The organism is Rhodobacter maritimus, from assembly GCF_058747975.1.
In genome coordinates this window covers 2,076,370-2,102,500 of sequence record NZ_CM179095.1, presented here as the reverse complement: position 1 = coordinate 2,102,500, position 26,131 = coordinate 2,076,370, and the positions used below count along the sequence as shown (strand labels likewise).

Sequence of the window (26,131 nt, the reverse complement as noted above, 5' to 3'; positions counted from 1 at the left end):
CGACACAGGTGGACTGGTAGAGAATACCAAGGCGCTTGAGAGAACCACGTTTAAGGAACTCGGCAAAATGCCTCCGTAAGTTCGCGAGAAGGAGGCCCGGTTCGTAGGCAACTATGGGCCGGGGGCACAAACCAGGGGGTGGCGACTGTTTACTTAAAACACAGGGCTGTGCGAAGCCGTAAGGCGACGTATACAGTCTGACGCCTGCCCGGTGCTGGAAGGTTAAAAGGAGGGGTGCAAGCTCCGAATTGAAGCCCCAGTAAACGGCGGCCGTAACTATAACGGTCCTAAGGTAGCGAAATTCCTTGTCGGGTAAGTTCCGACCTGCACGAATGGCGTAACGATCTCCCCGCTGTCTCAAACGTGGACTCAGCGAAATTGAACTGTGTGTCAAGATGCACACTACCCGCGGTTAGACGGAAAGACCCCATGCACCTTTACTATAGCTTCGCACTGGCATCAGGATTGTGATGTGCAGGATAGGTGGTAGGCTTCGAAGCGGGGACGCCAGTTCCCGTGGAGCCTCCCTTGAGATACCACCCTTCGCACTCTTGATGTCTAACCGCGGTCCGTTATCCGGATCCGGGACCCTGCGTGGTGGGTAGTTTGACTGGGGCGGTCGCCTCCCAAAGAGTAACGGAGGCGCGCGAAGGTTGGCTCAGAGCGGTCGGAAATCGCTCGTTGAGTGCAATGGCAGAAGCCAGCCTGACTGCAAGACTGACAAGTCGAGCAGAGACGAAAGTCGGCCATAGTGATCCGGTGGTCCCGAGTGGAAGGGCCATCGCTCAACGGATAAAAGGTACGCTGGGGATAACAGGCTGATGATGCCCAAGAGTCCATATCGACGGCATCGTTTGGCACCTCGATGTCGGCTCATCTCATCCTGGGGCTGGAGCAGGTCCCAAGGGTATGGCTGTTCGCCATTTAAAGAGGTACGTGAGCTGGGTTTAGAACGTCGTGAGACAGTTCGGTCCCTATCTGCCGTGGGTGTAGGATACTTGAGAGGAGTTGCCCCTAGTACGAGAGGACCGGGGTGAACGTTCCACTGGTGGACCAGTTATCGTGCCAACGGTAGTGCTGGGTAGCTATGAACGGACAGGATAACCGCTGAAGGCATCTAAGCGGGAAGCCCCCCTCAAAACCAGGTATCCCTTGAGAGCCGTGGAAGACCACCACGTCGATAGGCCGGAGATGTAAGCGCAGCAATGCGTTCAGTTGACCGGTACTAATTGCTCGATAGGCTTGATTTGATCCAGTAGAAGCCAGGCTTCCAATGGATCGAAAGCAGGTATACGCAATAACTTGACTTGGATACGCTTCTTCCTCGGTTTGGTGGTCATAGCACGAGCAAAACACCCGATCCCTTTCCGAACTCGGCCGTTAAGTGCCGTCGCGCCAATGGTACTGCGTCTCAAGACGTGGGAGAGTAGGTCACCGCCAAACCTAGAAAGAAGCGATACGTTCTCTCGAAACGATCACGGCCCCAAAGCACATAACCATGCCCAAGGGGCCCATACAACGCGGGAACATGAGCGCCCGCAACGGAAGACCGACGCGCGATCGAAACCCCGCGCAACGCTTCCGCCAGGGGACCAAAGCACAAACCCCTGACCCAAAACGCTCAACGGACGCGGGGTAGAGCAGCCCGGTAGCTCGTCAGGCTCATAACCTGAAGGTCGTAGGTTCAAATCCTACCCCCGCAACCAAAATAATCCAATAATAACAACGATAGGGCGCCCCACGGGGCGCTTTCCGCGTTTGGGCCAGGCGAGCCGGTGCTACACCGGTGCTACGGCGCAGAGCGAAGCAAGACGGACGGGGAGCATCATCAACCCGGCCCCCTGGCAAGCGCAACCCCAGCAACCGCATAAGTGGGCGGGAAGCGGCCGTTCGTTGCGGGCGCGAGAGTTCGCTTTAAGTCAAGCCAAAGCCGACGTTAGACGTCTTCCGAGGGGTGGCGAACATCATCCCCTTTCAGGCTCGAACGTCATTGGTCTCCTTGCGTTGTAGCGAAATTTCAGGTTGCGCGTAGAATGCATTTTCAGGATTATCATCCGCCGCACCACGGTCGCCGCCTTGTCCAGAAACGTGCTCTACGAGGGCGCCACGAAGGAGAATTCTTTGCCAGACCTCATGCATTCCTTGAAAGACCATCGAATTGAATGCGATTCTACCCTCATATCGCTGAGAGTTAATGATTATCTTCAATTAATTGAAGCTGCATATGAAGAGAAAGGCGGCATCGAGTTTCAGAGATCAGCACTCAAGAGCAAAACGGCGAAGACCATAAGGCAGCGCCTCGTCACCGACATATCCAAAGGCGCCATCATTCCTCCCGTTGTGCTTGGTGTCCTTTGCTCTAAAAAAGATCAGGAAGGAATCTCAGCGGCAAGGACCAGTCAGGAAGTGTTAAATATACTTCAAAGACTGCCTTCCGATGATATATCGATAATCGATGGAATGCAGCGGACAACTGCGTTGCGTGAGGCAAGCGACTTAAACCCTGAGGTGTTGAAACAGGAAGTCCGTGTGGAGGTTTGGTCAACACAAAAGATCGGGAGTCTGATCTACCGGATGTTGATCCTGAATACAGGACAAGTCCCTTGGGAAATCGCAAGACAGCTAGAAACTGTGTACTCGCAACTCGTGCGGGTCGTAAGGGACCACGCTCCGGCAGGAGTTGAAATATACTCTAAGGACGACGAGAAGAGGCGCCGTTCCGCCGGAAAGTACCAAGCAAGTACGATTGTGCGGCTTTTTCTGGCCTTCTCGGCACGTCGTGCAGAGTTTGATCTAAAAGATCGGGTTGCAGAAGATTTTGCCAGACTTGATGCAATTGAGTCGAGTGCGCACGAAGAATTTGTGGATTACTTCATCCGGACGTTCACTCTTCTGGTAAATCTTGATTTTGCCTTTTCTAGACTAGATGAAGTTGTGGATGTCGGTAGTGTCCGTATTTCGTCAGGAAAAGACTTCTTTAACAATGAGCCGGCTCTAACTGGCTTCTTCGTGGCTACAGCCATCCACCTTTTCGACGCTCCCGGTTTCAATATAGACTGGTCCGCCACCGAAAATAAAATGTCGGGGGCAGAACGCACTATCGACGCATTGACTGGCCGGCTTGATAAAATGAGCTTAGCGGAGCTGGCGATCTTCTTGCAGCTTGAAACGCTTAACGACCGCTTGAACCAAAGATCTGGCCAAGTTGGTCGTTTTGAGAAAGATTTGTTTGTTCGCTCGTTCTCAACCTTGTTGAACCGCGGCGATGAACTTCAGGATATGACACCCTGCTGGCTGAGCTAATGGCGCGCGATTACAAAGACTATGTGAAAGCGGTTTTTAGGCCTCTTGTAGATGCGAGCGGCTTCAAACAAGCGCATTTACTAAAAACGGCTGACATCGATGAGGATAGGCGTCAGGAGCAGTTCAAGCGGTTTAAAAACTTGAAGTTTGATCGGTCTCGTGCGTCGCCCATTGCAAATGGTGGGTTCGTTGCTATTGCAAATGAGGGGGAGCTGGAGCTACTGCTTGTTTGCGCCCCCTCCCTTAATGAGCAGGAAGTTCAGTCCCTCGAAGAATTTCTCTTAGAAAAATACGATTGGACATCGGCGGAGTTCGATGAAGCCACATTGTTGCTGGTTGTGAAAGAGCTTCCCGGTTTTATGAAATTGACCAATGAATTCCGAAATGCAGCTAGCGCTCTTAATATTCTTGACGTCATAGACGAACATTACTCAGGTCATCATTTGACAGAGCTAAAAAATGCTTACCAAGCGGTTTGCGTTTTTGTAGTTAGTGCAGGTAATGCACTTCACGGAAAAGAGATATCAGAGATAAGCCTCAAAATTGCTGCCGCAAGCCCCCAATTGCGATCACCAATTCTTACTGACAGTGTAGCCAGAGCGATAATTTCACTCGATGGTGCGGTGGGTTGCAGTAGCTTCAATCTAGAACAAGCAGTCAATGCTGCTCAATGGCGACATGCATTCCTAGACATTTATAGATGTCTTGAAAGCCTTTTCTATTTCCCTTGGATCAATAAGTTGAGGAGTGTTACAAAACCTGAGACTTCACTCCTAGAGTTGCGTGACAGATGTAGAGACGATTTGCGCTGGAACGCGAAGGAAAAAGATTCCATTTCTGAATTGTTCTTATTGGCCAGCTCTCCAGAGATGGAAGAGATTGAGACGACCGAAGAGTTTTTCAAGGAGATAACCAACGACCCGAATGCAAAGCGTGATGCCTTTGGGCGACGAGTGTATTTCGCTCGAAATTCGTTGGTACACCATGAAGATCGTGAAGACCCTGATGCCGATATGCCGAGTAGTCAAGACTATCAGGCGCTTACGCTCTATTTGTGTGAATTCCTGAAGGCTTTCGACGCGAAGTACGGCAGATTGTTGTCGAAAGGATTAGGTGTTTGAACACTGCGATCGCGACGAACGTCTGAAACGCGGGTTGCGATCGTAGATTGCTAGGAAGACGTTAAGAGACCGCAAAGGGCCGGCTGCGCGTTTCCGGAGCTGCGGCGAACTGAGCCCAGCACCAGGGGGTGGGCAGGCAGGTCGACGCGAAGAGCCCACTGCGGCCGCTCAGGACGGGCGCACAAGTGCGGCGCTCGTTACGGCGCAGGACAAAACGGCATGCCAGTCTTGATGTGATCTCGTTCGTATCCGAGCACCGCTTCTGCAATGTCTTGCTGCCCGGCTTCCATTCGCGAAATATAGTACCACCAGAAGTCCTCGATTTTGAGCAACTCCTGAAACTTAGCTGACTTCATCGTGAAGAGCCTATCCTGAGCGGTGGTGAACGTCGCCGGTGTTTTCTCGACTAGGTGGCGGTGCGCATACGCGAGGCAGTTCTTTGCGAGCCTGACACAATTCCGTGCGGCACTATCGCGGACAACTTCGCGCGGCGTCTGCACCCGATCCGGATCTGTGCGTAGGTCGCTGTACATCGACGGTTCGCGCCCGTGCTTAACGTGAGCGATTATATTTGACGCTACCCGTATCGATTCACGCTGATCCGGGCTACTCATGGCCCACATGCTCAATGCATAATTGATCTTCTCTCCGTGGCTTTCCATTGACTTTTTCAGCTTAGTGCAGACCGCTGGGTCGGACAGGTTCCGGTTCTGTGAATCGAAAGCGAGCAGCGCTTTACCCGCTTCCTCAACACACGCCACAGCCAAAAAGTAAGCCCGGGCCATGTGGTCATGTTCAAGTAAAAGCGATGCTTCAGCGAGCAGTTCATCGGCATTGCGGAGAGCGGCTTCACTGTAAGAGCGGAGAAGCGTTGCCGTCAGTGTGGGTAAATGCGGTGAACCCATGGGTACTCCTGAAATGTCGAGGAATCAGGACTGTACCTTAAGCGCGAACGGCAGCCATGTCCCGCATAGCAGACTGCGCCTGCTCGATCTCGCTGTGCCAAGCATGAACGTCCGGTTTGGGGATGCTGCTAGGCAGCGTCCAACAGGGGCCGACTGGCAGCTTAGGGCCGAACCTTCCCCTTCCGTTGTCCGCCTTGTCCGCCGTTGTCCGCCGCCAAGCGAATAAGGGTTGATTGGCGGACAAGGCGGACAAGGGCGGACAACGGTTAGCCGGGTTTGGGCGTGATTGGCTCCGCCCTTTCAGCCATCCAAAGCTTCCCCTGTCCTTGGGTGACAGATCGGCGCGCCTGGCCTGAGAAATTCCCCGGCCAGGAGCGCTAGGCTCTCAGGCGTGAGACAGGGAGATCACTCGCTCTCGCGTCTTGCCCGTGCGCTGATACTCCACCGTAACGCCCTGGCGGCGCAGGAGCGGCGTCGCGCGGCGCAACTCGCTGCCGAAGTGATTGGGTTTGCGCGGGAAGGTCTCGGCGCTGTCGGTTTCGCTCGGGAAGAGATTGCGCAGTGCATGGATCAGGTCGCTCGCGGTGCCGCGCCAACCGGGCCGATCCTGCATGAAGCGCAGCAAGAGGGTCGCCACCATGTTGTTGTCGATGGCCACGGCCTCGCTTTCGCACCGGTTCGCCTGGTAGGCCGCCAAGAACGCCCCCTCAGGCCAGCCCAGGGCTGGTTCGGCGGCGGTAACCCACCTGGCGAAGTCCGCCAGCCTGGGGCGCTCCGAGAGCCGCACAGCGGCGCTATGGGCAAGAGCGTGGCTCGCGGCGTCCAGAAGCCCCGCCAGGATGCGCGGGCGCGCCGCCTCGAACCTTTCCCAGAAATCGCTTTCGAAGGCGCGGGCGCTCTCGGGGATCGTCGGCAGGGTCAGGATGATCGCCCTGTCCGCCAGGTCCGCGCGCTCGGCCAGGTCGGGAATCCCGTTCAGGATCAGGGGCCGGGTGGCTTGGAACAACACCTCGTCTGCGTCGCTGTGAAGTTTACGGGTGGCAAAGCCGCCCCCGGTGGAAAGCCTGCACAGGCAATCTGCCATAGCGGGCTTGATCCGCGACAGGTTGTCGAAGGCCAGAACATGCGCGCCCTGCGCCGCAATTACCAGGTCGCGCTCGTCGCCAGGGAAGGACCGGGTTTCCAGGGTGGAGGGATCGACCAGGGCGCGCAGCACCTTCGTGGCCGTGCTTTTGGCGCAGCCCTGCTCCCCCGAGAGTACCAGGATAGGATAGGGGCCATCCGGGCGCAGCGCGCCCAGGAGCCAGCCTACCATAAGCTGGAAATCGGCCTCGCTGCCGATGTTCACGAAGTCCCGCAACAGGCCCACGTCGCCGCTGCCAGGAACCGGGATCGGGAGGGGCGCCAGACCATTGCTGCGCCGGAAGCGCGGCTCCTTGGCTTGGCGCATGTGCCAGCCCTCGGGCGTCACCTCCACGCATGAACAATCGGGCGTCCCGAGATCCAGGGCAAAGCCCTGCGCGGTCTTGCCGATGCGCAAGGGGGCAGGGCGCTCCTGACCCTCAAAGAGGGCCTGGCCGACCATCTGGCGCACCGTGTCATCCAGCTTGGCGCTCGGCAGGGTCTTCCCGGTGGTGCGATATTCCTCATAGGCCAGGAGGCGCTTGAAGGCGGAGCTTTCCAAGGCAAATGTCTCCCAATGACCCTCGCGCCGGATCGACGCGAAGGGGCGCTTGTCGGGTGTGTGCCAGAACTCCACCTCCTCAAAGAGGCTATCGTTAAGGGGAGGCTCCGCCGCGTGCGACTCTTCGCCAGCCTTAGCCACAGGATTGGCTAACGGCGTGGCGAGTTGCGCGAGTTTCTTTATGTGCTCGGCAGTCCAGCCTTCGGCGACGGCATCCGCCGCATCCCACCCCTTATTATAAGATATCGGCGGCGCATCCCCTTTGGGATATCGTACCTTATGCAGGGCCAGGTCAGCGGTCGGGATGACCTTCGGCGCAGTGCCGAACGCCTCGTGCAATGCGACCGAGAGCCGTTCGGCATATTTCGCGCCCGGCTCATCCTTGTCCGGCCAGATGATCACGCGGCGCCCCTTCAGGGCGGAGATATCCGTCTTGTGGGCGGCCTGGGCGCCCCCGAACGTCGTGGTGGCGAGAAAGCCGAGATCGGCGAGCGCATCCGCGCATTTCTCCCCCTCGACAAGGATCACGGCGCGGTTTTCGTTCGCGGCGATCAACTCATCCACGCGGTAGAGCGGGCGATGCTCGGGGGCGCTCCACTCACCCGTTACCATATTATAGGGGAGGAAGAATTTGCCCTCGCCCTTATTGTAACGGTTGGCGACCAGAACCGCGCGCCCGTCTTCGTCCCGATAAACATATTGGGCTGATGGCTTGCCCGCCTTGGGGTGGCTCAGCGTGGCAATCGTGCTCATGCGCGCATCCCCCAGGTATCGACCAGTTCTCGCGCGGCCTTCATCTGCGGCAGCCCGTTCAGGTAGGCGTAGAGGCTCACAGGATCGCCGCCCTTGTCGCCCGTGGCGAAGTCGGCCCACTTGCCCAGGCGCAGATTGACCTTGAACGAGCCGAGCCGGGTATCGGCGCGGGTCGGATTCAGCGCCACCCATTCCTCGCCCATCTTGCGGCCCTGGGGGAGCCAGGTCTGCACCAGGGCGGGCCAGTTGCGCAGGCAGCATTCGTTCACGGTGACCAAGAGGACATGGCGGGGCAGGGGGCGATCAGTTGTCATTGGCGGCCACCTCCTGAAGGCGGGCGAGTTCGAAGGCTTCCACGTCGCCCAGGCGATAGCGCACGAGACGCCCCACCTTCACATAGGCCAGCGGATAGCGTTTCGTGCAGCGCCAGGTGCTCAAGGTGGTGGTGGAGACGCCAAGGCGGTCGGCCACGTTCTGGGGGGTCAGAAGGGTCTTAAGGGATTGTTGCACAGAGGTTTCCTCGCTGGTTAGGTTAACGAAGAAACCATCTCGTCAATCGTCGTCGTTCGCCATCAAACCCTGTAACAACATTTTCCCCGCTTCCGACGATTTGAGTGTTTCAAAGAACTCGTCCTTGGAAACGATCGCCCGCTCGCGCGGCAGGTGCCCTTCTGGTAGAGGGAGCGATTGCAGGCCAGAGAGCAGATCGGCAGGGATGCCGCTGAAGCCCAGAAGCGCGTCGTTGGGGGCATGCGCCTCTCCTGACGCGATTAGTTCGGAGAAGCCGATACTGAGCAGCAGCCCCACTTCTAAAGCGCTCTGTTCCAGTGAAGCTGTGGCCTCGGTCAGCGCTTTCACGACCAGACGGCTCGTCAGTTCCTTGTCTAGGCATTGAGCCGCTTGGGTCAGGGCTGCGATTGCAGTCGAGGAATATTCCGCCGTCTCTTTGTCGTAATGCCCGGTTCTCGGCGGCTCCCCGAAGGTTTCGAGCCAATATGTGACCATCAATAGGCTCCACGGGCGCAAAGCGTGGATACGTCCGATGTCAGGCTTCTGAATCGCTTCCGCTTCCACGGAGGCTAGGCAAAGCGCCAGCAGGTTGAGGGCGTGTGCCAGCCCTTCGTACCGGAAGCCTTCCCCTGAGCCGGAGAGCGGAAAGATCGCATCCAGAATGCGGAAGGAGTCACGCTCTCGCGTCTGATCATCCGGATAAGCTTGCCGTAGTTGGCGGCTTGCATCCATGACCGCGCCGATCATGGATCGGTCTTGCAATGCCGTCATCAGGCTATCGGCCAGGTCGCGGCTTGATTTCTGGGCGCGGCGCAATTGCCTGAGCACTTCGGAGCGCGATGCCGTTGCAGTCTGGTCGCCGCGACGACGCAGATAAAAAGCCCCTGCAATCGCCAGAAAGTCGATCCCGATGGCGCGCGCGCCGGGGTCGCTCAGGCCCGCCGTCGCAAAGATGGTTTCAAGATCGGAAGGCTGATAGCTGGCGAGCGCTTCTCGATAGCTCGCCATGAACTCACCATCACTGTTGATCATCAGCCTCTTCCTTCAGTCGCGCGCCCGCATATCCCAACATCGCCTCGGTGGCCTTGTTCACCGAGTCCCGCACGGGATCGAGGTTGAGGCGGGCATAGATCGCGGTGGATTGCTGGCTCTTGTGGCCAAGCGACTTGCCGATGATGTAACCATTCGCCCCGGTGGCGGCCTGGTAGCTGCCGAGCGTCCGGCGCAGGTCGTGGATGCGCAGGTCTTCAATCCCGGCCTCGGCCAGAATGCGCCCCCAGGCTTTCTTGGGGTCCGCCAAGTGGCCGGTGCGGCCCTCGCCAGGAAAGACCCAGGGGCTTTCGGAGGCCAGCTTGCGATGCGTCAGGAGTTCCATTGCAGGGCCGGGCAGGTGGACCACCTGCGCCTCGCCGTTCTTCGTCTCGGGGATGCGCCAGGTCGCGGTGGTGAAGCTCACATCCTTCCACCGCATCGCCAGCAGGTTCGATTTCCGCGCGCCCGTCAGGAGCGAAAGCATGAAGAAATCCCGCGCGGCCTCGTTCGGCTCATTACCCAGGGCCTCGAAAAAGCGCGGCAACTCGTCGGGCTGCAAGAACCGATCTCGGCTGACCTCGCGGTATTTTTTGATCCCGATGGCCGGGTTGGTCCCGTCCCATCCCCAGTCAATCGCCTTGTTGAAGATCGAGCGGATGCGCTCAAGCAGGCGGTTCGCCTGGGTCTGGCCGTTATCCTTGCCCACCTTAGCATGTAACCGCTCCACCTCGTGCTTTTCGATGGTGGAGATACGGCGCTTGAACCAGTGCGAGAGGAATTTGTTCACCTCGCGCTCGTCATAGGCCCAGGAGCGCTTATGCACCTTGGAGTATTTCTCCAGGTATTCGGAAAAGAGCGCGCCAAAGGTCATTTCGTCGCGGATCGCGCGGCGCTCCTTCTGCGGGTTCTTGCCCGCTGCAATCGCCCCCTTGGCGCTCATCGCCGCCTTGCGGGCATTCTCGATGCTCATATCGGGGAAGCGGCCCAACAGGATGCGCTCGGGGCGACTCTCAACCCGTTTGTAGAGATAGAAACTTTTGCTCCCGGCAGGCGTCACCGCCAGGACAAGGCCCTTCTCCTTCTCGTCGTAGTAGTAATCCTTGCTGCCCCTGGAGGCAGGCGGGGCTTTCAATAGCGCAGCCTTGGTGAAGTTCAGATGATGGCTCGCCATGCTCGCGCCTCCTGTGCGGTGCCGCCTTGGTGCTACGCTGGTGCTACACTGTGGCGCAAAAATGGACAATCCGCAGCAAACATTCTCAAAGCAGTATGGTGCCTAACGTACTGATAAAACAACAAAGAAACATTATGCACAAAGTAAAGCAAACATACGACGATGAGGCTCATAACCTGAAGGTCGTAGGTTCAAATCCTACCCCCGCAACCAAAAAATACCATACACATCAATGCGTTACGCGCCGCCCTTGGTCGGTCGTTTGCGTTGCGCCTGAGCCCGTGGAAGCACTCTGGAAGCACAAGGCGCACACTCAAAGGTGTGGCTAAAGGGCAGCGGAGCTTGCCGGGCCTCAAGAAGCGCCTTCAATGACCGCGGCTTCTTTCCATGGTAGACGCGACAGGCGGGGTCAGATGCAACGCTTACTTTCCATGACATCCCGTTGCGACTGTACATCCCCCGCGCTTCCTGAACCCGTCAACGCAAGCTCAGTTGTCACAACACAGAAACATTGCGCGCCAAGAACCGTAAATCTTAGCCGAACGAGAGCGAATGAGAGCGACGAAAAAGGGTAAAATACAGCGGCTCATGGGGCGGAAAGGTAGGCGGCCACAAGGAAAGGACTTGAAACGAGCCCGGCGCGCCGAATGCTGCCCGCGTCGAATACGTTGATGATCTAGGTCATGTCGCCACTTTACCGCTTATGCGCAAATGCGCAAAAGCAGGGGGGCCGCCGTGATTCTTACAGTCCTTTCCGCACTTGCCGAGCCTACCCGTCTTGCGGCGATGCGCCTTCTTGCGGACGGGGCCGAGCATTGTGTCTGCGAATTGATGCGCGATCTTGGAGCGACCCAGAGCCGGATCTCGCGCCACATGCAGATCCTGAAACAGGCCGGATTGGTGCGAGACCGGCGTGACGCGCAATGGGTGCGTTACCGGATGAACCCGGATCTGTCGCCCCTCCTGGCCAGGTTGGTCGATGCGGCGTTGGCTCCGGACGGGATGGCTGAGGAGGCCGGGGCGTGAGTGTGTTCGGGTGGATGAACGACCAACTCTTGCGGATGGTCTGGCTCGACGAGCTGGTGGGGCAGGGTCTTACAGCTATCGGGATCGATCCGGCCTCGCGGATCGGTGGATCGGCGCAGTTCTTTGTCTACGATGTGGTCAAGATCTTCATCCTGCTGTCGGTGCTGATCTTTGTCATCTCCTATGTGCAGAGCCATTTTCCGCCCGAACGGACACGGACTATGCTGGGCGGGCGCTCGGGTCTGGGGGCCAATATTCTGGCGGCCCTTCTGGGAACGCTGACCCCATTCTGCTCGTGCTCGTCGATCCCGCTGTTCATTGGCTTCACTGCGGCAGGTTTGCCGCTGGCGGTGACGTTTTCTTTCCTGATCTCCTCGCCACTAGTGGATCTTGCCTCGGTGATCCTGCTCGCTTCGATTTTCAGCTGGCCCATTGCGTTGGCCTATGTTGCCGTGGGCCTGGTCGTGGCCGTCGCAGGGGGCACCGTGATCGGCCGGTTGGGGATGGAAACCCATGTTGCAGAGTTCGTGCACTCTGTCCCGGTTTCGAACGAGATCGGGACAATGTCGCGGGGCGACCGGCTTTCTTATGCCCGCGATCAGGTGGTGGAGATTGTCCACCGGGTCTGGCCCTATGTGCTGATTGGCGTTGGTATCGGGGCGGCCATCCATAACTGGGTGCCGGCCGAGGTGATTTCCACCTTGCTAGGGCAGGACAAGTGGTGGTCGGTCCCGGTCGCCGTGCTGGTGGGGGTCCCGATGTATGCGGATATCTTCGGCACCTTGCCCATCGCCGAGGCTCTGGTGGGCAAGGGGGTAGGGCTTGGCACGGTGCTGGCATTCATGATGGCGGTCACCGCGCTGTCGCTGCCCTCGCTCATCATGCTCAAGCGCGTGGTGAAATTACCGCTTCTGGTTGTGTTCACGGGGGTCGTGACCGTCGGCATCCTGTCGATCGGCCTGATCTTCAACACGATTTCCAACTGGTTCATCTGAGAAAGGAACTGGATATGATCATCAAGATCCTCGGCTCGGGCTGCAAGAAATGCGTGACCCTCGGCGAGAACGCCCGGGCCGCAGCCGAAGCCGCAGGCAAGCAGGCCGAGATCGTCAAGGTCACCGATTTTGCCGAGATTGCGGCCTATGGCGTCATGTCGACGCCGGGCCTCGTCGTGGATGAGAAAGTCGTCTCGACCGGCAAGGTTCTGACACCGGAAGAGATTGAAAAGCTGATCTGATGGCGTATCGCGTGCGCGCCGTATCGACGTGCATGGCGGCCTTGCCATGGCCAAGGAGGCCAAGGTGACGCTCTATAACGATCTTGCCGGGCGGCGGGACGCGACGAACCCGGCCGAGTTGTTGTTGTCGGCACTGGCGCCTGCATGCTGAAGGAGAGCGTGGTCCTTCTTGAGGCGATGCGTCATATTGCACCGCCGAGGCTGGCCTTAGTCCGCGATGGAATTGTCGTGGACAGCCTAAAACGGATCAGCACCTCAATCTTCTGCATTGCAACATCCTGAAATATGGGACGATCTTGAAAACACTATCGGCGGTTGTGCCGCTGGAAGGAACCTTGCGCCGAGCCGCGGCCGAGGGATCGGCGGTGTAGGGCCGAGAGCCGTTCATGACCGGAGGCGGTTGATGCGCAAAAATGCGGTTCTTGCCCCCGGAAAACGCTACTGTCCGCCGGATTTTTCGATGCGGATCGTGCCGGACAGCACCTCGATATCTTCGCGCCCCGAGACGATCTGGCCCAGCTCATAAAGGCCCGGCGCGGGGCGAAAGCTGTCGTAGAACATCACCACATCGCCCCATGGGGCGTAATAGGCCAGGGTGCCGGTCTGCACGCTCCTAGCCAAGGGGGTGTCGGCGGTTTCCAGTTTCCTGGGCGGATAGAAGATCTTTTCGATCCCGCCGTAATTCTCCACTTCGATATCCATCGAAAGCTGGGCGTAAAGCTCCTTGGCGGCCGTGCTTTCGTTGAGGTCGTAAACCAGCGTGGCCTGTTGTGCGATGACGGTGATCTGCATATCTGTTTCCAACTCTTGTACCGTTCCATTCCGGGCGGGCGCGTCGACGCTCCCGTCGGCCATTGCCGGGCTGAGGGCGGCGAATGACAGTGCATTTGCCGCAAGCAAGATAGCGGCGCCCCGCCCGGAACGTCTCATGGAAGCCTCCTGAAACCGTGTACTTTCCTGTCGACGCGCCTTGCTTGGCGCTGTGGGAACAACCTAGCGGTTCTCATCCACGTAATTGAGAGCGCGAAGCGACTAGCGTTCATGAGTACAGCTCACCAATCAATTGCCGCGCGCAGGAGGAATTTTCTGTGGTTTCATGAGCGGGCCTCATGGGCGCGTCCCGTCACCAGGGTATTATCCCGCCTTCCCACGCGCATTAACCTTCCGTTTGGCCGATGGAGACGCGCTGTCATGATCGCACCATTCGCAACCATGCACCTCCAGCAGCTTGGCCGCACGCGGACCTCGTGCGGTCTGTGGCATACATGTGATGGCAAAGAGGTCCAAGCCATCACCGCGGGTCGCTTTCCTTTCGTCTTGCGCGATCGACTGATCCAGCCGAGGCCGTGTTTGCATAATCGGTGGACTTCATGAGTCACCCCCATATATCGTGAAGGAGACCTGACATGATCCTCGACACGCAGATCAAGGCCGCCTTCATGCTTCGTGAGAACATCAACGACCTTATTGCCCTTGCCGCAGTTGCGGAGGAGCGAAGTTTCACACGCGCCGCCGCAAGGCTCAATGTTTCGCAATCGGCACTCAGCCATACCATCAAGGGGCTTGAGCAGCGGCTCGGCCTGCGGTTGCTGACCCGCACGACCCGTTCCGTTGCCCCCACGCTGGAGGGCGAAGATCTCCTGGCAACGCTTAACCCCTGCTTCGAGACAATCGAGGCGCGGCTTCGCGCGCTGAACGATGCCCGCGATCAACCGACCGGCACGGTGCGGATCGTTGCCGTGGAATACGCGATCGAGACGATCCTCTGGCCCAGGCTGTCGCCGGTTCTGAAGCAATATCCCTCGGTCAATGTCGAGCTTGTGATGGACTATGGCTATACCGATCTTGCCTCGTCGCAATGCGATGCCGGGGTTCGGTATGGCGAGCAGGTCAGCGAGGGCATGATTTCGATGCGGATCGGCCCGGATGAGCGCATGATCTGCGTCGGTGCGCCGGAATATTTCGATGCAGCCGGTATTCCCGAAACACCTCAGGATTTGGCCGGTCATCGTTGCATCAACCTTCGATTGTCCACGCATGGCGCTCTTTATGCTTGGGAATTCGAAGACCGGGATGGAAATGAAATTCGCGTCAAGGTTCAGGGGCAGGCGTGTTTCAATACGATCAACCCGGTAATGCGGGCCGCAAAGGATGGCCATGGACTGGCGCTGATCCCCGAACGCCTTGCGACCGAGCATCTTGCCTCGGGGGCGCTCAAGCCCTGCCTTGACGACTATTGCCCGTCCTTTCCCGGCTTCCACCTGTATTACCCAAGCCGCCAGCGGCCGTCTTCGGCCTTCGGTGTCGTTCTGGAGGCATTGCGCGAGCGGGGGTAAGTGTTCATGAGTCTGGATCATGAGTGGCGTGATCGCCCGGGGCATTAAACTCGTCACACGAAGTAACACATCATCGGGAAACCACCCCTTGGAAGGACAACCCGATGAAAATCTGTATTGCCGCCTCTGTCCTGGCCCTGATCGCCTCTGGCGCTGCCGCGCAGGAAGTTGCCAAAACCCTTCCCGAAGCTGTCGGGCGGATTTCACCGGCGCTTGAGGCCTATTCCGTCGACGATCTTTTCGGCACCGTCTGGGCCGCCGAGGCGCTGTCCCTGCGCGACCGTGCGCTTGTGACCTTTGCCGCGCTCGTGACGCGGCACGAGGTGGAAAACCTCGGCGCCTTTGTCGAGCTTGCCCTCGACGCCGGCGTGACGCCCGCCGAACTGTCCGAGGCCATCGCGCATCTGGCCTTCTACAGCGGTTGGGGCAACGCGACTGCCGCGGCCGTTGCCATGGCGCCCGTTTATGAGGCGCGCGGCATTTCCGTCTCCGATTTGCCGGGGGCGGATCCGGAGTTGTTGGCCCAGGACGAAAAGGCCGAAGCTGCCCGTGAGGATCTTGTCAGCGGTCTTTATGGTGCGGTCAGCATCGGCGTCGTGGACACCACGCGCGAACTGTTGTTCCGCGATCTTTGGCTGCGTCCGGGCCTTGCACCGCGTGATCGCAGCGTGATCACGGTGGCCGCCCTTGTCGCAGCAGGCCAGCCCGAGCAGATGACCTTCCACTTGAACCGGGCCATGGATAACGGGTTCACGCAGCAAGAGGCTGGCGCCATGCTTTCGCATCTGGCTTTCTATGCGGGATGGCCAAAGGTCTTTTCGGCCCTGCCAGTAGCCAAGCAGGTCTTCGAAAGCCGCTAAGAGCGATCTCGGCCTGGTCGGACAGGTTCCGGCCGACACCGTCGACAGGAGGCATCTTATGAAGATCGGCATTCTCGGATCGGGCTTGATGGGCGCAAAGCTTGGCCGCCTCTGGGCGGAATGCGGGCACGAGGTGACCTTCTCCTATGCCCGCAATGAGGCGAAACTCGAACGACTAGCGCATGCGTGCGGTGCGGCACATGGCCCGGTCTCCCGCGCCGTGGAGGGGGCAGACGTGCTATTGCTCGCCGTCCACTGGTCGCGCATTCCCGACGTGCTCGAACAGGCGGGCGATCTGGCGGGGCGGGTGGTGCTGAATTGCTGCGTTCCACTGAACGAGGCCAATACGGAGATCGTTGTCGGAATGACGACAAGCGGTGCCGAGGAACTGGCCCGAATGCGCCCGCAGGCCCGCTGGGTATCGTGCTTCAATACCACCCCATCCGAAAGTTTCGCGCCGGTCTTTGCCAGCAGGGGGCGATCACCCGCCCCGCAAGTCCTTGCCTATGGCGACGATGACGGGGCCAAGCGAATTGCCCATGGCCTGATCCGTGATATCGGCTTCGAGGCGCTGGAAGCCGGGGGCCTTCGCAATGCACGCTTCATCGAGCCCTTCGCCATGGCGACGGTTGAACTCGCCTACGTTCAGCCGGGCGGGCCGGCGCTTACCTATCGTTTTGAGAAACTGCGCGGTTGACCGCGCGAAAGGCAAGGAGATCCTGCATGAAGATCATTCGCTCAGGCACTGCACCGTCGAATCCCGGCCCCGCTGACTGGTTCACCGGAACCGTCCGGATCGACCCTATGTTTGCCGCCGAAGACCCCGGCCGCGTTGCCGGTGCCCATGTCACCTTCGAACCCGGAGCGCGCACCGCCTGGCACACCCACCCGGCGGGGCGACGCTGATTATCACCTTCGGCCGCGGCCGGGTCCAGCGAGCGGGCGGCCCCGTCGAGGAGGTGTCCCAAGGTGATATCGTCTGGTTTCCCGCGGGCGAAAAACACTGGCACGGCGCGTCCCCCGACACCGTGATGAGCCATATCGCGATCCAGGAAAGCATCGATGGCAGCGCCGTCATATGGATGGAGCATGTCTCTCAGGCAGACTACCTCGGTTAAGGCCGAATTTTCTTCCTGATGGATTACAAGAGTGAATGGCGATGACGCCGACGTTCCGAGACCGAACCCGCCTCAATCGCCGCACCGTCGTTGTGACTGGCGCCGCGGCGCTTCTTGCCCCGGGGTTGCCACTTGGCGCTCAGACCGTCGCCGCACCCGTTGTCGAGACCTCTGCAGGTCAGGTCCGAGGCCTGCGCCTTGGTGGCGTGAACCGCTTCCTTGGTATTCCCTACGCCCAGAGCATCGCAGGCCCGAACCGTTTCGCGCCACCGCGGCCTGTCCGGCCCTGGATCGGACCGCGCGATGCCACGCGCTATGCCGACAGCGCCCCGCAGTCTGAGGCAGATCCGGTCGGGGGAACACCCGTCACGCCGGCTTTTGCCGAGCCATCTTATGTCCGTCCCGGGGACGATTGTCTTGCGCTTAACATCTGGGCGCCGGAAGACGCGGATGGCACGCTTCCCGTCATGGTCTGGCTGCATGGTGGAGGCTGGATCAGCGGCAGCGGTTCCTGCGCGATCTATGACGGCGAGAACCTTGCCGGGCGTGGTGACGTGGTGGTCGTGACGCTCAACCACCGGCTCGGGGCATCGGGCCTGACGGATTTCTCGCGCGTTCTTGGCGGTGAGTTTGCCGACAGTGCCAATCTTGGCATCAAGGATATTGTCGCGGCACTGGAATGGGTGCGCGACAATATAGCCGGGTTCGGCGGCAATCCCGGCCTTGTGACGATCTTCGGGGAATCGGGTGGAGGCTGGAAGGTGAACACGATGCTGGGTGTGCCGGCGGCCAGGGGGCTGTTCCATCGAGCCATTGTTGAAAGCGGCCCGCTGACCCGTTTCATGACCCCGGAACAGGCCGACGAGGTCGCCGGTGCCGTGCTTGCCGAACTGGGGATCGGGCCAGAGAATGCATCGGCGTTGCAAGATATCTCGTTCACACAGGTGGTCGCGGCGCAGGCGGCGGTGATGGCCCAGCCCCCGATGTCCTTTCAAGCCCCCGGCTTTCCGAGCGGCTTCTGGCCCGTCGTCGATGGCGATTTCATCCCGCGCCACGTCTACCACCCCAACGTGGCCGAAACCGCCCGCGACATACCGCTACTGATAGGGCAGACCGGCACCGAGTTCACGCTGTTCATGCTTGGGGACAAGGCGGCCTACGCGCTTGACGATGCCGGGCTGGAAGGCCGTGTAACGCAAGTTTTCGGCCCGCAGGACACGCCGCAGATCCTTGCAGCCTACCGGCGCGATTTTCCGAGCGACGACCCTTCGGCGCTCTAGTTCCGCGTTTTTTCCGACTACGCCATGGGGGCCTTTAACTCGGAAATCATGGATCTGCGCGCTTCGTCCGGCGCCGGAGGTGTGTATGCCTATCGCTTCGCCTGGCAGACACCGATCCACGAAGGGAAGCTCTATTCGCCCCACACGATCGAGATCCCTTTTGTCTTCGACAATGCAACGACCGAGGCGGGCATCGTCATGACGGGGGGCGGGGCAGGGGGCGCGACGCTCGCCCGCACCGTCTCGACGGCCTGGGTGCAGTTTGCGAAGACCGGGAAGCCGACGGCGCCAGGCCTGCCCGACTGGCCGGAATATTCATCCGAGGGGCGCCTGGCGATGCATCTCGATATAACAAGCCGTGCCGCCCCGTTCATCGACCCCGCCATCGCCCGGCTTTTCCTGACCCATTTGCGGGAACGCGCCGGAGCCGAGTGATCCATGAATGGGGCGGCAGGTTCGGTCATTCATGTGCTGGCCTCATAAGTCAGTTGATGTCTGGCCGGATTATCACCGCATCCCGGATGAACTATTTTCCAGACATGACGCCGGAATGGGCGCACCAGCAGGCGGTCGATCCGCCAGGGGAGCACCAGTCGGCATCGCCGTCCCGGTTTGGGATGTGCGACCGAGAAAAACCGTGAGAGAAAGGCAAATAAATGATTTTGCAAGATAATTACACCCTATCCAATGGTGTTGAGATCCCGAAGCTTGGGCTTGGCACTTGGATGATCGACGATGACAAGGTCGCCGAGGCCGTCAAGGCGGCGGTGGGTCTGGGGTATCGTCATATCGACACCGCACAGGCCTATGCGAACGAACGCGGTGTCGGTGAAGGGGTGCGCGCCGCCGGTGTCGCGCGGGACGAGCTGTTCGTGACAACCAAGCTCGATGCCGGCATCAAGAACTATGCCGATGCGAAAGCGGCCATCGACGGTTCGCTGAAGACGCTCGGCCTTGATCATATCGACCTGATGATCATCCACAGCCCCACACCGTGGACCGAATTCGGTGGCGAAGACCGCTTCTTCGACGGCAACCTGGAAGCCTGGCGCGCGCTGGAAGAGGCCTATTCGGCAGGCAAGTTGCGCGCTATTGGGGTATCCAACTTCGAGAAGGGGGATCTCGACAACCTGCTCGGCAATGTTTCGGTCAAGCCGATGGTCAACCAAATCCTCGCGCACGTCAGCAACACGCCATTCGACCTGATCGACTATACCACGCGCAAGGGCCTGTTGGTCGAAGCCTACTCCCCCGTCGGGCACGGCAAGATCCTCGGCAACGCCGAGATCGCCGCGATGGCGTCGAAATACGGCGTCAGCGTCCCCCAGCTTTGCATCCGCTACGTCCTGCAACTCGGTCTTCTTGCCTTGCCGAAAACTGCGAACCCGGCGCACATGGCCAATAATGCCGATGTCGATTTCGAGATCTCGGATGCCGATATACAAGCGCTGAAGGATGCCGAGCCGATCAAGGATTACGGCGATGCAAGCATGTTCCCCGTCTACGGCGGCAAGCGCTGATCCCAAGGCGTGGTCGGCCCCCCGGGCCGCCCGCGCCTCGCAAGCCAAGCGTCGGAAACAAGGAGGCGATGATGGGGCTCTGGAATGTCGTTGCGGCCGCCGCCGCAAGCTGGGTGTTCGGCATGATCTGGTATCGGGCGCTGTCCGGCCCCTGGATCGGGGCCGCGGGCCTTTCCGGGAAGGCAAACGCCTGGCGGGGCTACCGCTCTGACCTGCTGCCCGTCATCCTTTCGGCGCTGACGATGATCGTTGTCGCGGGCTTCATGCGGCATGTGTTTTTCGTGTCAGGCCTGACCGAGAATGTTCCCCTCGGCCTGGTCGCGGGAATGGGGGTCGGCTTGTTTTTCATCGCCCCATGGACGATGCTCGACAATTTCAGGGCGGGGCGCCCGCTCAGGCTTACCTTGATCGACGGCGGCTACGCGACCTTCGGTTGTGCGATCATGGGGGCCTTGCTGGTGGCGTATTGACCGGCGACAGTCGTCCGACGCCGGGGCAGGTGCCCACCGGACTTCGTGCCCGCGAATAACAACGGCCGGTGAAGCCATCCGCTCCACCGGCCGCCGTTCTGGAACGGATCAGGCCTTCACGTTCTTCCTGGCAAGAGCGTTGTAGATCAGGCCCCCAAGGACCGCGCCGATCACCCAGTTATAGCCGGACAGGAAGGCGAACCACGGCACCCAGACCGTCGCCACCGAGAAGATCGCCGCGATGACGAAAGCCTTGACTGCCGTCTGGTTCCAGCCGTTGTCGTAGTGATAGGCGCCGCCATCCATATTGTAGAGATCGTCTTCGTTCAATTCCTGGTTCCGGTGCCAGTAGTAGTCGACGATCATGATCCCGAAGATCGGGGCCAGTGTCGCGCCAAGCGTGTTCACAAAGCCGCTGATGCCGAACTGGCTGATGAAGCTGTTCCAGAAGCCACCGATCACCAGCGCAAAGAACGAGGTGATAAGGCCGGCACTCCGGAAGCTGATCTTCTCGGGGTTCAGGTTGGCGATGCCATTCACTGCCGGGATGAAATTCGCCACGAGGTTGATGCCGACCGTCGCGGCGAAGAAGGTGATTGCCGCGATCACGCCAAGCAAGACACTGTCGGTGCGTTCGACGATTTCGGTCGGGTTGATGATCTCTTCCCCGAAAACGACGGCTGCGCCTCCGGTTGTCAGAAGGGCCAGTGCCGAGAACAGGATCATGTTGAACGGCAGACCGGCAAGGTTGCCCATCACCATCGCGCGCCGGTCTTTGGCGTAACGCGAGAAGTCCGAGAAGTTGATCATCACCGCCGCGAAATAGGCGACCATGGTGCCGACGATCGCAACGAAGCCCTTGAATTCGGTTGAAAAAGTGCTTTCTGGATTGGCAAAGATCGTTGCCGTCGCCGACAGAAGCTGACCATCCGAACGCTGCCAGAGCACGATGACAAGCCCTATCATCACCACATAGACGAAAGGCCCGGCGATGTTCAGGAAGGTTTCGACCCAGTTCATCCCCCGCCAGAAGATGACGATGTGGAAGGCCCAGACGATCACGAAGGACACCCAGTCGATGCCGGTCATGCCAAGGATTTCCGTGCCGCCATGTATCCCCGTGACCGAGCGGATCAGAAGCGCAAGCGCAGTGGAGGCGAAATAGACCTGCACGCCATACCAGAAGACCGCTACGGTTGCGCGCAGCACGGCGGGAAGTTTCGCGCCCTGGGTGCCAAGGCTTGCGCGGGCCAGAACCGGGTAGGGAATTCCGTATCTTTCACCGGCGGCGCCCGAAAGGTTGACCATCCACATGACGAAAAGCCCTGCGAAGATCAGTGCGGCGAAGGCGGTCCAGCCGCCAACGCCGTAGGAAATGAAAAGCGAGGCGACGAGGGAGTAGCCAAAAAGCGACTGCACGTCATTTGCCCAGATGTTGAAGATGGCGAACCATCCCCAGGTTTTCTCGTCGGCGCCAACGGGGTTCAGCGTGCTGTGCCCCTCTGGGTCCAATGTGCCGCCATGGGCGACATGCTGTTGGGTTGTCGTCATCTGTTTCTCCCTGGGGCCGCCCTTGGGAAGGGGGCCAAAGCAGCGCCGTTTCCTGCGCCGATCCGCTGTTGAGACTTGTGTCGATTTATTGTTGTAACTAACATTTTAGACAGTATCTTAATTAAACAACTATAATAAATTTCATATAGCACTTTAAGGGAAAAGCTGAGAATTGCGACCGTGGAGGGGACGATGAGGCAGGCACAGGACAACGAGCTTCTGGCAGACAAGGCGCATGTGGCGCTTTGGGACGCGCTGCGTTCGGGAAAGTTGCGGGAGGGGCAGTTCCTGTCGATGTCGCAGCTTGTCGACCAGCTCGATTGCCCGATTGCCGCGATCCGTGATGCGGTCAAGCATGGAAGTTCTCTGGGCTTGTTGACTACGCTTCCGAAGCGCGGGGTGCAGGTGATGGAGGCGCGTCCGCAGACCATTCGCGAATGCCTCGATTTCCGCATGGCTCTGGATCAGGAGGGGGCGCGGCGGCGGATTGGCGCACGCGCGACAGCCGGGTTGGCGGCACTGCGGGCACAGCACGAAGAGATGGGCCGCGCCGCCCGGGCCGCTGCCACGAGTGACCTTCCGCAGAAGGCCATCGCGGTCGATCTGTCGCTGCATGACTACCTGGCCGAGGGGTTGGGTAATTCGCTGCTGGCGGCGGCCTACGCGGCCAACCGCATGCGCATTGCCATCATCCAGAACGCCCGACCTTTCCTGCAGGACAGGATCGCTTCTGCCATGGAAGAACACCTTGCCATCATCCGGGCGCTGGAGTGCCTCGACGCAGAGGCTGCGGCAGGCGCTATACGGGTGCACTATGAACAAACGCTGCGGTGGTGGGGGGTCACCTGATCCTGCGGGCGGGGCAGGTTGGCGCATGATCTATCGCGCCGCGTCCCTTCCCAGAGTCAGAAGCGCATAGCCCGTCAGCAACAGGGCGATGGCGCATGCAATCGTTCGGACACCATTCCAGAACTGCCACGGGACTGAATAATCCTGCCAGATCCGTGCGGCCTCGGTGCCGGACGGTGGAACTGCAACCGATGCCAGATCCGTGTTCATCGGCACGTTGAAGGTCATCGTGACCAGAAATGCCCCGGCGAAATAGACCAATGCGGCGGCGCCGAACGCCCATCCTGCCCGGGGGTGTCGATAGGCGCGTGCGACCAGCGCGGAAACTGCGAGGATTGCCGGGGTTCCGAAGAAGGCGGGGAAAAAGACGATGTTGCGGACCGAGGCATTCATCGCCTGCATGGCCGCGATGGCAACGGTGGGTTCGGCCCTATCGAGCCCCCACATTGTCGAGCAGACCCAGGCATAGAAGAACCCGAAGATCGCGCCGGACATCAGCAACGAGAGCAATGCGCAGATGGCAAGGGGGGCGGGCATCATGCGACCCCCGCCTTGCGCGAAAGGGTGCGGAAAATCCGGACCAGAACGAACAGCGCGGCCAGTTGTGCCAGGACGACAGCGGGCCAGATCTGGGCGATCTGGGCATCGAGATACTTCTGCGGGCCGAACGAAACCAGCGCAAGGATCACGGCCAGAACGCTTAGCCCCCGGCCTGCGGGCCCCTGCATCGGTCCTATAATGATTGCCGCGATGGTGACGGAAAGCGCGGCCCCGATGAATGGCGCAATGCCAAATAGCGGCGTGGATGCCGGAGGGTGCGGGGGAACGCCCGCGTAAAGGGCGGACAACATTACCAGTTGCAGGACCGAAAGGGCAGACAGCGCAGCGATGACGGAACGATCTTGGTGCGGCATCTTGATCTCCATATACGTAATTGTGATTACGATTGTATGCAAACGTAATTCATGTTACGGAAATATGTCAAGCCAGTGGAGACACCAATGCGAGAGGAGAACCGGGCGCTGCGCCAGGAGCAGATCGAAAAAGCGGCGTATGAGCTTCTGGAGCAGAAAGGCTATGCAGGCACGTCGATGCTTGGCATCGCGCGTAGGGCGCGCGCGTCCATCGAGACGCTTTACAACTGGTATGGCGACAAGCAGGGCCTGTTCCGGGCGTTGGTCGCGCGCAATGCCACCGAGGTCCGCACATTGCTGGCGGCCGAGTTGTCACGGGGGCTGGACGCCGTTTCCATTCTTGGCCTGTTCGGCCCCAGGCTGCTTGAGCTGCTGCTTGGAAATCGCGCAATTGCGCTGAACCGGGCGGCGGCGGCCGATGCCAGCGGCGAGCTTGGGGTGGCGATCTCTCAGGCGGGGCGGGAAACGGTCATGCCGCTCCTGGCACAGGTTCTTGAGGACGCCCGGCGCAGCGGATACCTGCAGTTCGACCGCCCCGAAGAGGCGGCGGAACTTTATCTCGACCTACTTGTCGGCGACTTGCAGATGCGCCGGGTGATCGGGCGGACAAGTGCACCTTCCCCCGAATTCGTGCAGCAGCGATCCGAGATGGCCGTCCGTAACCTGAGCAGGATACTGCGGGGATGACCCCGGAATGCAGCCGCCTGGTGCGTTTTGGCCGCGCCGGGCGGGGCACGGTCGATCTCAGGTTTCCAGCAAGTTCGCGATGGCTTTGGCTGTCGCCTTGGCAGAGCCCGGATTTTGGCCCGTCACCAGCTTTCCGTCGATGACCACATGCGCGACAAATGGCAAGAATGCCCTGTCATATCGCGCCCCGCGCTGTTTCATCAGCGCTTCGGCGTTGAAAGGCATCTCTTTGGCAACGCCTGCCAGCACCTCTTCGCGCCACGAAAATCCGGTCAGCCTGCGGTCCCTGACCAGAAGCGAGCCATCCGACAGGAGCGTGTTCAGCAATCCGCAATAGCCGTGACAGACCGAGGAAACGATCTTGCCTGCCTCCCACATCTGCCGTGTGATCTGCTGCAGGCCGGGGGCATCGGGAAAGTCCCACATCACCGCATGGCCGCCGGTGAAATAGATCGCATCGAACTCCGTGGCCTTGATCCGGTCGGGGCTGGCCGTATCGTCCAGAAGCGCCATGCGCGCCGGGTCTTTCAACCATCGCTTCGTGCTGGCATCCAGGAACGGCCATTTCAGCGCGCGCGGCTCCAGTGGCGAATACCCGCCCTTCGGGCTGACGATGCGCTGTTCCCATCCCTTCGCCGCAAAGACATCCCAGGCATGGGTTAGCTCCGACAGCCAAAGCCCGGTCGGATGGGCGGGGTCGTCGTAATGCGCGACATTGCTTACGACGTGAAGAATGCGTCTTGCCATGCCTGCTTCCTTTCCGTTCCGGTTGCCCGCCGCTTGCCGTGCAGGGAGTGGAATTGAACAGAAAGAAAAATAGCCGGCGCCCTGCAAACCCGAAATGGTCCAGGGGGTCACCCTGTGGCGTGGGCAAACATCGGGGCGCCTGAAATATCCAGCTCTTGCGGGAATTCGGCCCTGAGGATCGTCCCGCTGTCGGATTCGGTGATGAAGAGCGTGCGCCCGTCCACGCCCCCGAACGCGCAGTTCGTCGTGCCAAGGCCGCGCGGAGAGCGCACGACCGCAACGGGCCGTCCAAGCGCGTCGTGCACCCAGACGAGTCCCATTCCCGTCTGGCAGACCACCACCCCGTTTTGCGCCGTCAGCGCAAGTCCGTCCGGACCCGCGCGTCCGCCCGAGAATTGCAGGAAGAGCCCCGCCTTGTTTACGCGCCCGCTGGGTGAAAGTGGCAGGCGCCAGACGGCATTTGCACGGGTGACGGCAAGGAAAAGCACATGTTCGTCACGGTCCAGAACCAGCCCGTTGGGGCTTGGCACCTTGTCGATCAGGCAGGTGAGGGTTCCGGTCTCGGGCTGCCAGCGGTAGACCCGGCCGGTCGGGTCCTGCAGTCCGGTTTGCCCCTGATCGGTGAAATAGAGCGCCCCGTCACGCCCGAAATGCAGGTCGTTGCACCCCTTGAACCCTTCCGTATCGCAATCGCGCAGGGCATGTGTAACCTCTCCGGTCGCGGGATCGAGCTGCATGATCCCATTCTGGAAATCCGCGATGAAGATACGTCCGTCGGCATGAATCTTCAGTCCATTGGGCTGCCCGTCGTAATCGGCGATCTGTTCGATGTTGCCCCGAGGGTCGCAGCGGAAGACCCGGCCGAACGGGATGTCGACGAAATAGAGGTTGCCCTGACGGTCGAATGACGGCCCTTCGATAAAGCTGTCGACGGTCTGCCCCCGCCGGTTGCGATCCGCCCAGTAGGAGGAAACGCCGCCTCGCCGCAAAGAGGCCGGCAGTTCGGTAAAGACCTCGGCATCTATTACGACAGGCTCGGGGAAGGGGTAGGTCATGG

Annotated in this window: 26 protein-coding genes, 1 tRNA gene, 2 rRNA genes and 1 pseudogene (1 of these 30 cut by a window edge); 18 read left to right on the top strand and 12 right to left on the bottom strand. The window is 59.8% G+C overall.

The window, feature by feature from the left end:
* From AC4PTO_RS10810 to AC4PTO_RS10790, 5 genes are all read left to right on the top strand, one after another.
* Positions 1 to 1,250 (top strand): 23S ribosomal RNA (locus tag AC4PTO_RS10810); it begins 1,582 nt to the left of the window's first position.
* 78 nt (positions 1,251 to 1,328) lie between these two features.
* Positions 1,329 to 1,443, top strand: a 5S ribosomal RNA gene (rrf, locus tag AC4PTO_RS10805).
* A gap of 186 nt (positions 1,444 to 1,629) precedes the next feature.
* A tRNA-Met gene (locus AC4PTO_RS10800) sits at positions 1,630 to 1,706 on the top strand.
* Positions 1,707 to 2,121: 415 nt separating this feature from the next.
* Positions 2,122 to 3,303 carry a hypothetical protein gene (locus tag AC4PTO_RS10795; protein ID WP_492728361.1) on the top strand — a complete coding sequence of 394 codons (1,182 nt, stop codon included), beginning with the start codon at positions 2,122 to 2,124 and terminating at the stop codon, positions 3,301 to 3,303.
* On the top strand, positions 3,303 to 4,424 hold the full coding sequence (locus tag AC4PTO_RS10790) for a hypothetical protein (protein WP_492728359.1): 1,122 nt from the start codon (positions 3,303 to 3,305) through the stop codon (positions 4,422 to 4,424). The genes AC4PTO_RS10795 and AC4PTO_RS10790 overlap by 1 nt, the downstream gene beginning before the upstream one ends.
* 197 nt (positions 4,425 to 4,621) lie before the next feature.
* On the opposite strand, the gene AC4PTO_RS10785 is transcribed toward AC4PTO_RS10790, so the two are convergent.
* The 6 genes from AC4PTO_RS10785 to AC4PTO_RS10760 form a co-directional block, all read right to left on the bottom strand.
* Positions 4,622 to 5,329 (bottom strand): AbiV family abortive infection protein, encoded by a 708-nt coding sequence (locus AC4PTO_RS10785; RefSeq protein WP_492728357.1) that lies wholly within the window; start codon positions 5,327 to 5,329, stop codon positions 4,622 to 4,624.
* A 385-nt stretch (positions 5,330 to 5,714) separates the two neighbouring features.
* Complete coding sequence (locus AC4PTO_RS10780) at positions 5,715 to 7,766, bottom strand: AICE element replication initiation protein (RefSeq protein ID WP_492728356.1); 2,052 nt, start codon at positions 7,764 to 7,766, stop codon at positions 5,715 to 5,717.
* Positions 7,763 to 8,080, bottom strand: coding sequence for a hypothetical protein (locus tag AC4PTO_RS10775; protein ID WP_492728354.1), 318 nt, complete (start codon positions 8,078 to 8,080; stop codon positions 7,763 to 7,765). The genes AC4PTO_RS10780 and AC4PTO_RS10775 overlap by 4 nt, the downstream gene beginning before the upstream one ends.
* Positions 8,070 to 8,276 (bottom strand): helix-turn-helix transcriptional regulator, encoded by a 207-nt coding sequence (locus AC4PTO_RS10770; protein ID WP_492728352.1) that lies wholly within the window; start codon positions 8,274 to 8,276, stop codon positions 8,070 to 8,072. Before AC4PTO_RS10770 ends, AC4PTO_RS10775 begins: the two co-directional genes overlap by 11 nt.
* Positions 8,277 to 8,318: 42 nt before the next feature.
* Positions 8,319 to 9,308, bottom strand: coding sequence for a hypothetical protein (locus AC4PTO_RS10765; RefSeq protein WP_492728350.1), 990 nt, complete (start codon positions 9,306 to 9,308; stop codon positions 8,319 to 8,321).
* Positions 9,295 to 10,479, bottom strand: a complete 1,185-nt coding sequence (locus AC4PTO_RS10760; protein ID WP_492728348.1) for a tyrosine-type recombinase/integrase — start codon at positions 10,477 to 10,479, stop codon at positions 9,295 to 9,297. The genes AC4PTO_RS10765 and AC4PTO_RS10760 overlap by 14 nt, the downstream gene beginning before the upstream one ends.
* A gap of 735 nt (positions 10,480 to 11,214) precedes the next feature.
* Here AC4PTO_RS10760 and AC4PTO_RS10755 point away from each other — a divergent pair.
* The 3 genes from AC4PTO_RS10755 to AC4PTO_RS10745 are packed head-to-tail and all read left to right on the top strand — an operon-like array spanning position 11,215 to position 12,742.
* Entirely contained in the window at positions 11,215 to 11,505 is a 291-nt protein-coding gene (locus AC4PTO_RS10755; RefSeq protein ID WP_492728347.1) for an ArsR/SmtB family transcription factor, read from the top strand.
* Positions 11,502 to 12,500 (top strand): permease, encoded by a 999-nt coding sequence (locus AC4PTO_RS10750; RefSeq protein ID WP_492728345.1) that lies wholly within the window; start codon positions 11,502 to 11,504, stop codon positions 12,498 to 12,500. Before AC4PTO_RS10755 ends, AC4PTO_RS10750 begins: the two co-directional genes overlap by 4 nt.
* Before the next feature lie 14 nt (positions 12,501 to 12,514).
* Entirely contained in the window at positions 12,515 to 12,742 is a 228-nt protein-coding gene (locus AC4PTO_RS10745) for a thioredoxin family protein (RefSeq protein ID WP_492728344.1), read from the top strand.
* Between the two features lie 438 nt (positions 12,743 to 13,180).
* Here AC4PTO_RS10745 and AC4PTO_RS10740 read toward each other — a convergent pair whose 3' ends face one another.
* Positions 13,181 to 13,534: a cyclophilin-like fold protein gene (locus AC4PTO_RS10740; protein ID WP_492728342.1), complete on the bottom strand. Its 354-nt coding sequence runs from the start codon at positions 13,532 to 13,534 to the stop codon at positions 13,181 to 13,183.
* Between the two features lie 614 nt (positions 13,535 to 14,148).
* On the opposite strand from AC4PTO_RS10740, the gene AC4PTO_RS10735 reads away from it, so the two are divergent.
* The 8 genes and pseudogenes from AC4PTO_RS10735 to AC4PTO_RS10700 all read left to right on the top strand — a co-directional run bounded on the left by AC4PTO_RS10735 (position 14,149) and on the right by AC4PTO_RS10700 (position 20,326).
* Entirely contained in the window at positions 14,149 to 15,078 is a 930-nt protein-coding gene (locus tag AC4PTO_RS10735) for a LysR family transcriptional regulator (RefSeq protein WP_492728341.1), read from the top strand.
* Positions 15,079 to 15,182: 104 nt separating this feature from the next.
* A complete protein-coding gene (locus AC4PTO_RS10730) occupies positions 15,183 to 15,938 on the top strand; it encodes a carboxymuconolactone decarboxylase family protein (RefSeq protein ID WP_492728339.1) in 756 nt (251 codons plus the stop codon).
* A gap of 58 nt (positions 15,939 to 15,996) precedes the next feature.
* Positions 15,997 to 16,635: an NADPH-dependent F420 reductase gene (locus tag AC4PTO_RS10725; protein ID WP_492728338.1), complete on the top strand. Its 639-nt coding sequence runs from the start codon at positions 15,997 to 15,999 to the stop codon at positions 16,633 to 16,635.
* A gap of 26 nt (positions 16,636 to 16,661) precedes the next feature.
* Positions 16,662 to 17,056 (top strand): annotated as a pseudogene (locus AC4PTO_RS10720) ((R)-mandelonitrile lyase).
* A 41-nt stretch (positions 17,057 to 17,097) separates the two neighbouring features.
* On the top strand, positions 17,098 to 18,336 hold the full coding sequence (locus AC4PTO_RS10715) for a carboxylesterase/lipase family protein (RefSeq protein ID WP_492728336.1): 1,239 nt from the start codon (positions 17,098 to 17,100) through the stop codon (positions 18,334 to 18,336).
* A 48-nt stretch (positions 18,337 to 18,384) separates the two neighbouring features.
* A complete protein-coding gene (locus AC4PTO_RS10710) occupies positions 18,385 to 18,771 on the top strand; it encodes a carboxylesterase family protein (RefSeq protein ID WP_492728334.1) in 387 nt (128 codons plus the stop codon).
* 290 nt (positions 18,772 to 19,061) lie between these two features.
* Positions 19,062 to 19,856 carry an aldo/keto reductase gene (locus AC4PTO_RS10705; protein ID WP_492728332.1) on the top strand — a complete coding sequence of 265 codons (795 nt, stop codon included), beginning with the start codon at positions 19,062 to 19,064 and terminating at the stop codon, positions 19,854 to 19,856.
* Positions 19,857 to 19,927: 71 nt separating this feature from the next.
* The gene (locus tag AC4PTO_RS10700) at positions 19,928 to 20,326 is read left to right on the top strand and encodes a DUF1761 domain-containing protein (protein ID WP_492728330.1); all 399 of its coding nucleotides are present in this window, start codon (positions 19,928 to 19,930) and stop codon (positions 20,324 to 20,326) included.
* Between the two features lie 108 nt (positions 20,327 to 20,434).
* Here AC4PTO_RS10700 and AC4PTO_RS10695 read toward each other — a convergent pair whose 3' ends face one another.
* Entirely contained in the window at positions 20,435 to 21,877 is a 1,443-nt protein-coding gene (locus AC4PTO_RS10695) for an NCS1 family nucleobase:cation symporter-1 (protein WP_492728328.1), read from the bottom strand.
* 192 nt (positions 21,878 to 22,069) lie between these two features.
* Here AC4PTO_RS10695 and AC4PTO_RS10690 point away from each other — a divergent pair, with 192 nt between their 5' ends.
* Positions 22,070 to 22,726 carry a GntR family transcriptional regulator gene (locus AC4PTO_RS10690; RefSeq protein WP_492728326.1) on the top strand — a complete coding sequence of 219 codons (657 nt, stop codon included), beginning with the start codon at positions 22,070 to 22,072 and terminating at the stop codon, positions 22,724 to 22,726.
* Between the two features lie 30 nt (positions 22,727 to 22,756).
* Here AC4PTO_RS10690 and AC4PTO_RS10685 read toward each other — a convergent pair whose 3' ends face one another.
* Positions 22,757 to 23,266 (bottom strand): anthrone oxygenase family protein, encoded by a 510-nt coding sequence (locus AC4PTO_RS10685; protein WP_492728324.1) that lies wholly within the window; start codon positions 23,264 to 23,266, stop codon positions 22,757 to 22,759.
* Positions 23,263 to 23,640, bottom strand: a complete 378-nt coding sequence (locus AC4PTO_RS10680) for a hypothetical protein (RefSeq protein WP_492728322.1) — start codon at positions 23,638 to 23,640, stop codon at positions 23,263 to 23,265. The genes AC4PTO_RS10685 and AC4PTO_RS10680 overlap by 4 nt, the downstream gene beginning before the upstream one ends.
* A gap of 87 nt (positions 23,641 to 23,727) precedes the next feature.
* Here AC4PTO_RS10680 and AC4PTO_RS10675 point away from each other — a divergent pair, with 87 nt between their 5' ends.
* The gene (locus tag AC4PTO_RS10675) at positions 23,728 to 24,327 is read left to right on the top strand and encodes a TetR/AcrR family transcriptional regulator (RefSeq protein ID WP_492728320.1); all 600 of its coding nucleotides are present in this window, start codon (positions 23,728 to 23,730) and stop codon (positions 24,325 to 24,327) included.
* 57 nt (positions 24,328 to 24,384) lie between these two features.
* Here the strand turns inward: AC4PTO_RS10675 and AC4PTO_RS10670 are convergent, their stop codons facing one another.
* Both AC4PTO_RS10670 and AC4PTO_RS10665 read right to left on the bottom strand, forming a co-directional pair.
* Positions 24,385 to 25,074 carry a type 1 glutamine amidotransferase domain-containing protein gene (locus AC4PTO_RS10670; protein ID WP_492728318.1) on the bottom strand — a complete coding sequence of 230 codons (690 nt, stop codon included), beginning with the start codon at positions 25,072 to 25,074 and terminating at the stop codon, positions 24,385 to 24,387.
* Between the two features lie 107 nt (positions 25,075 to 25,181).
* On the bottom strand, positions 25,182 to 26,129 hold the full coding sequence (locus tag AC4PTO_RS10665) for an SMP-30/gluconolactonase/LRE family protein (protein ID WP_492728315.1): 948 nt from the start codon (positions 26,127 to 26,129) through the stop codon (positions 25,182 to 25,184).
* Between the last annotated feature and the right edge of the window lie 2 nt (positions 26,130 to 26,131).

Excerpts from the sequence above, each read along its gene's own strand:
- AC4PTO_RS10790 (WP_492728359.1), top strand. The coding sequence starts at position 3,303 with ATGGCGCGCGATTACAAAGACTATGTGAAAGCGGTTTTTAGGCCTCTT.
- AC4PTO_RS10785 (WP_492728357.1), bottom strand. The coding sequence starts at position 5,329 with ATGGGTTCACCGCATTTACCCACACTGACGGCAACGCTTCTCCGCTCT.
- AC4PTO_RS10780 (WP_492728356.1), bottom strand. The coding sequence starts at position 7,766 with ATGAGCACGATTGCCACGCTGAGCCACCCCAAGGCGGGCAAGCCATCA.
- AC4PTO_RS10775 (WP_492728354.1), bottom strand. The coding sequence starts at position 8,080 with ATGACAACTGATCGCCCCCTGCCCCGCCATGTCCTCTTGGTCACCGTG.
- AC4PTO_RS10765 (WP_492728350.1), bottom strand. The coding sequence starts at position 9,308 with ATGATCAACAGTGATGGTGAGTTCATGGCGAGCTATCGAGAAGCGCTC.
- AC4PTO_RS10760 (WP_492728348.1), bottom strand. The coding sequence starts at position 10,479 with ATGGCGAGCCATCATCTGAACTTCACCAAGGCTGCGCTATTGAAAGCC.
- AC4PTO_RS10745 (WP_492728344.1), top strand. The coding sequence starts at position 12,515 with ATGATCATCAAGATCCTCGGCTCGGGCTGCAAGAAATGCGTGACCCTC.
- AC4PTO_RS10740 (WP_492728342.1), bottom strand. The coding sequence starts at position 13,534 with ATGCAGATCACCGTCATCGCACAACAGGCCACGCTGGTTTACGACCTC.
- AC4PTO_RS10735 (WP_492728341.1), top strand. The coding sequence starts at position 14,149 with ATGATCCTCGACACGCAGATCAAGGCCGCCTTCATGCTTCGTGAGAAC.
- AC4PTO_RS10730 (WP_492728339.1), top strand. The coding sequence starts at position 15,183 with ATGAAAATCTGTATTGCCGCCTCTGTCCTGGCCCTGATCGCCTCTGGC.
- AC4PTO_RS10725 (WP_492728338.1), top strand. The coding sequence starts at position 15,997 with ATGAAGATCGGCATTCTCGGATCGGGCTTGATGGGCGCAAAGCTTGGC.
- AC4PTO_RS10715 (WP_492728336.1), top strand. The coding sequence starts at position 17,098 with ATGACGCCGACGTTCCGAGACCGAACCCGCCTCAATCGCCGCACCGTC.
- AC4PTO_RS10710 (WP_492728334.1), top strand. The coding sequence starts at position 18,385 with ATGGATCTGCGCGCTTCGTCCGGCGCCGGAGGTGTGTATGCCTATCGC.
- AC4PTO_RS10705 (WP_492728332.1), top strand. The coding sequence starts at position 19,062 with ATGATCGACGATGACAAGGTCGCCGAGGCCGTCAAGGCGGCGGTGGGT.
- AC4PTO_RS10700 (WP_492728330.1), top strand. The coding sequence starts at position 19,928 with ATGGGGCTCTGGAATGTCGTTGCGGCCGCCGCCGCAAGCTGGGTGTTC.
- AC4PTO_RS10695 (WP_492728328.1), bottom strand. The coding sequence starts at position 21,877 with ATGACGACAACCCAACAGCATGTCGCCCATGGCGGCACATTGGACCCA.
- AC4PTO_RS10690 (WP_492728326.1), top strand. The coding sequence starts at position 22,070 with ATGAGGCAGGCACAGGACAACGAGCTTCTGGCAGACAAGGCGCATGTG.
- AC4PTO_RS10685 (WP_492728324.1), bottom strand. The coding sequence starts at position 23,266 with ATGATGCCCGCCCCCCTTGCCATCTGCGCATTGCTCTCGTTGCTGATG.
- AC4PTO_RS10680 (WP_492728322.1), bottom strand. The coding sequence starts at position 23,640 with ATGCCGCACCAAGATCGTTCCGTCATCGCTGCGCTGTCTGCCCTTTCG.
- AC4PTO_RS10675 (WP_492728320.1), top strand. The coding sequence starts at position 23,728 with ATGCGAGAGGAGAACCGGGCGCTGCGCCAGGAGCAGATCGAAAAAGCG.
- AC4PTO_RS10670 (WP_492728318.1), bottom strand. The coding sequence starts at position 25,074 with ATGGCAAGACGCATTCTTCACGTCGTAAGCAATGTCGCGCATTACGAC.
- AC4PTO_RS10665 (WP_492728315.1), bottom strand. The coding sequence starts at position 26,129 with ATGACCTACCCCTTCCCCGAGCCTGTCGTAATAGATGCCGAGGTCTTT.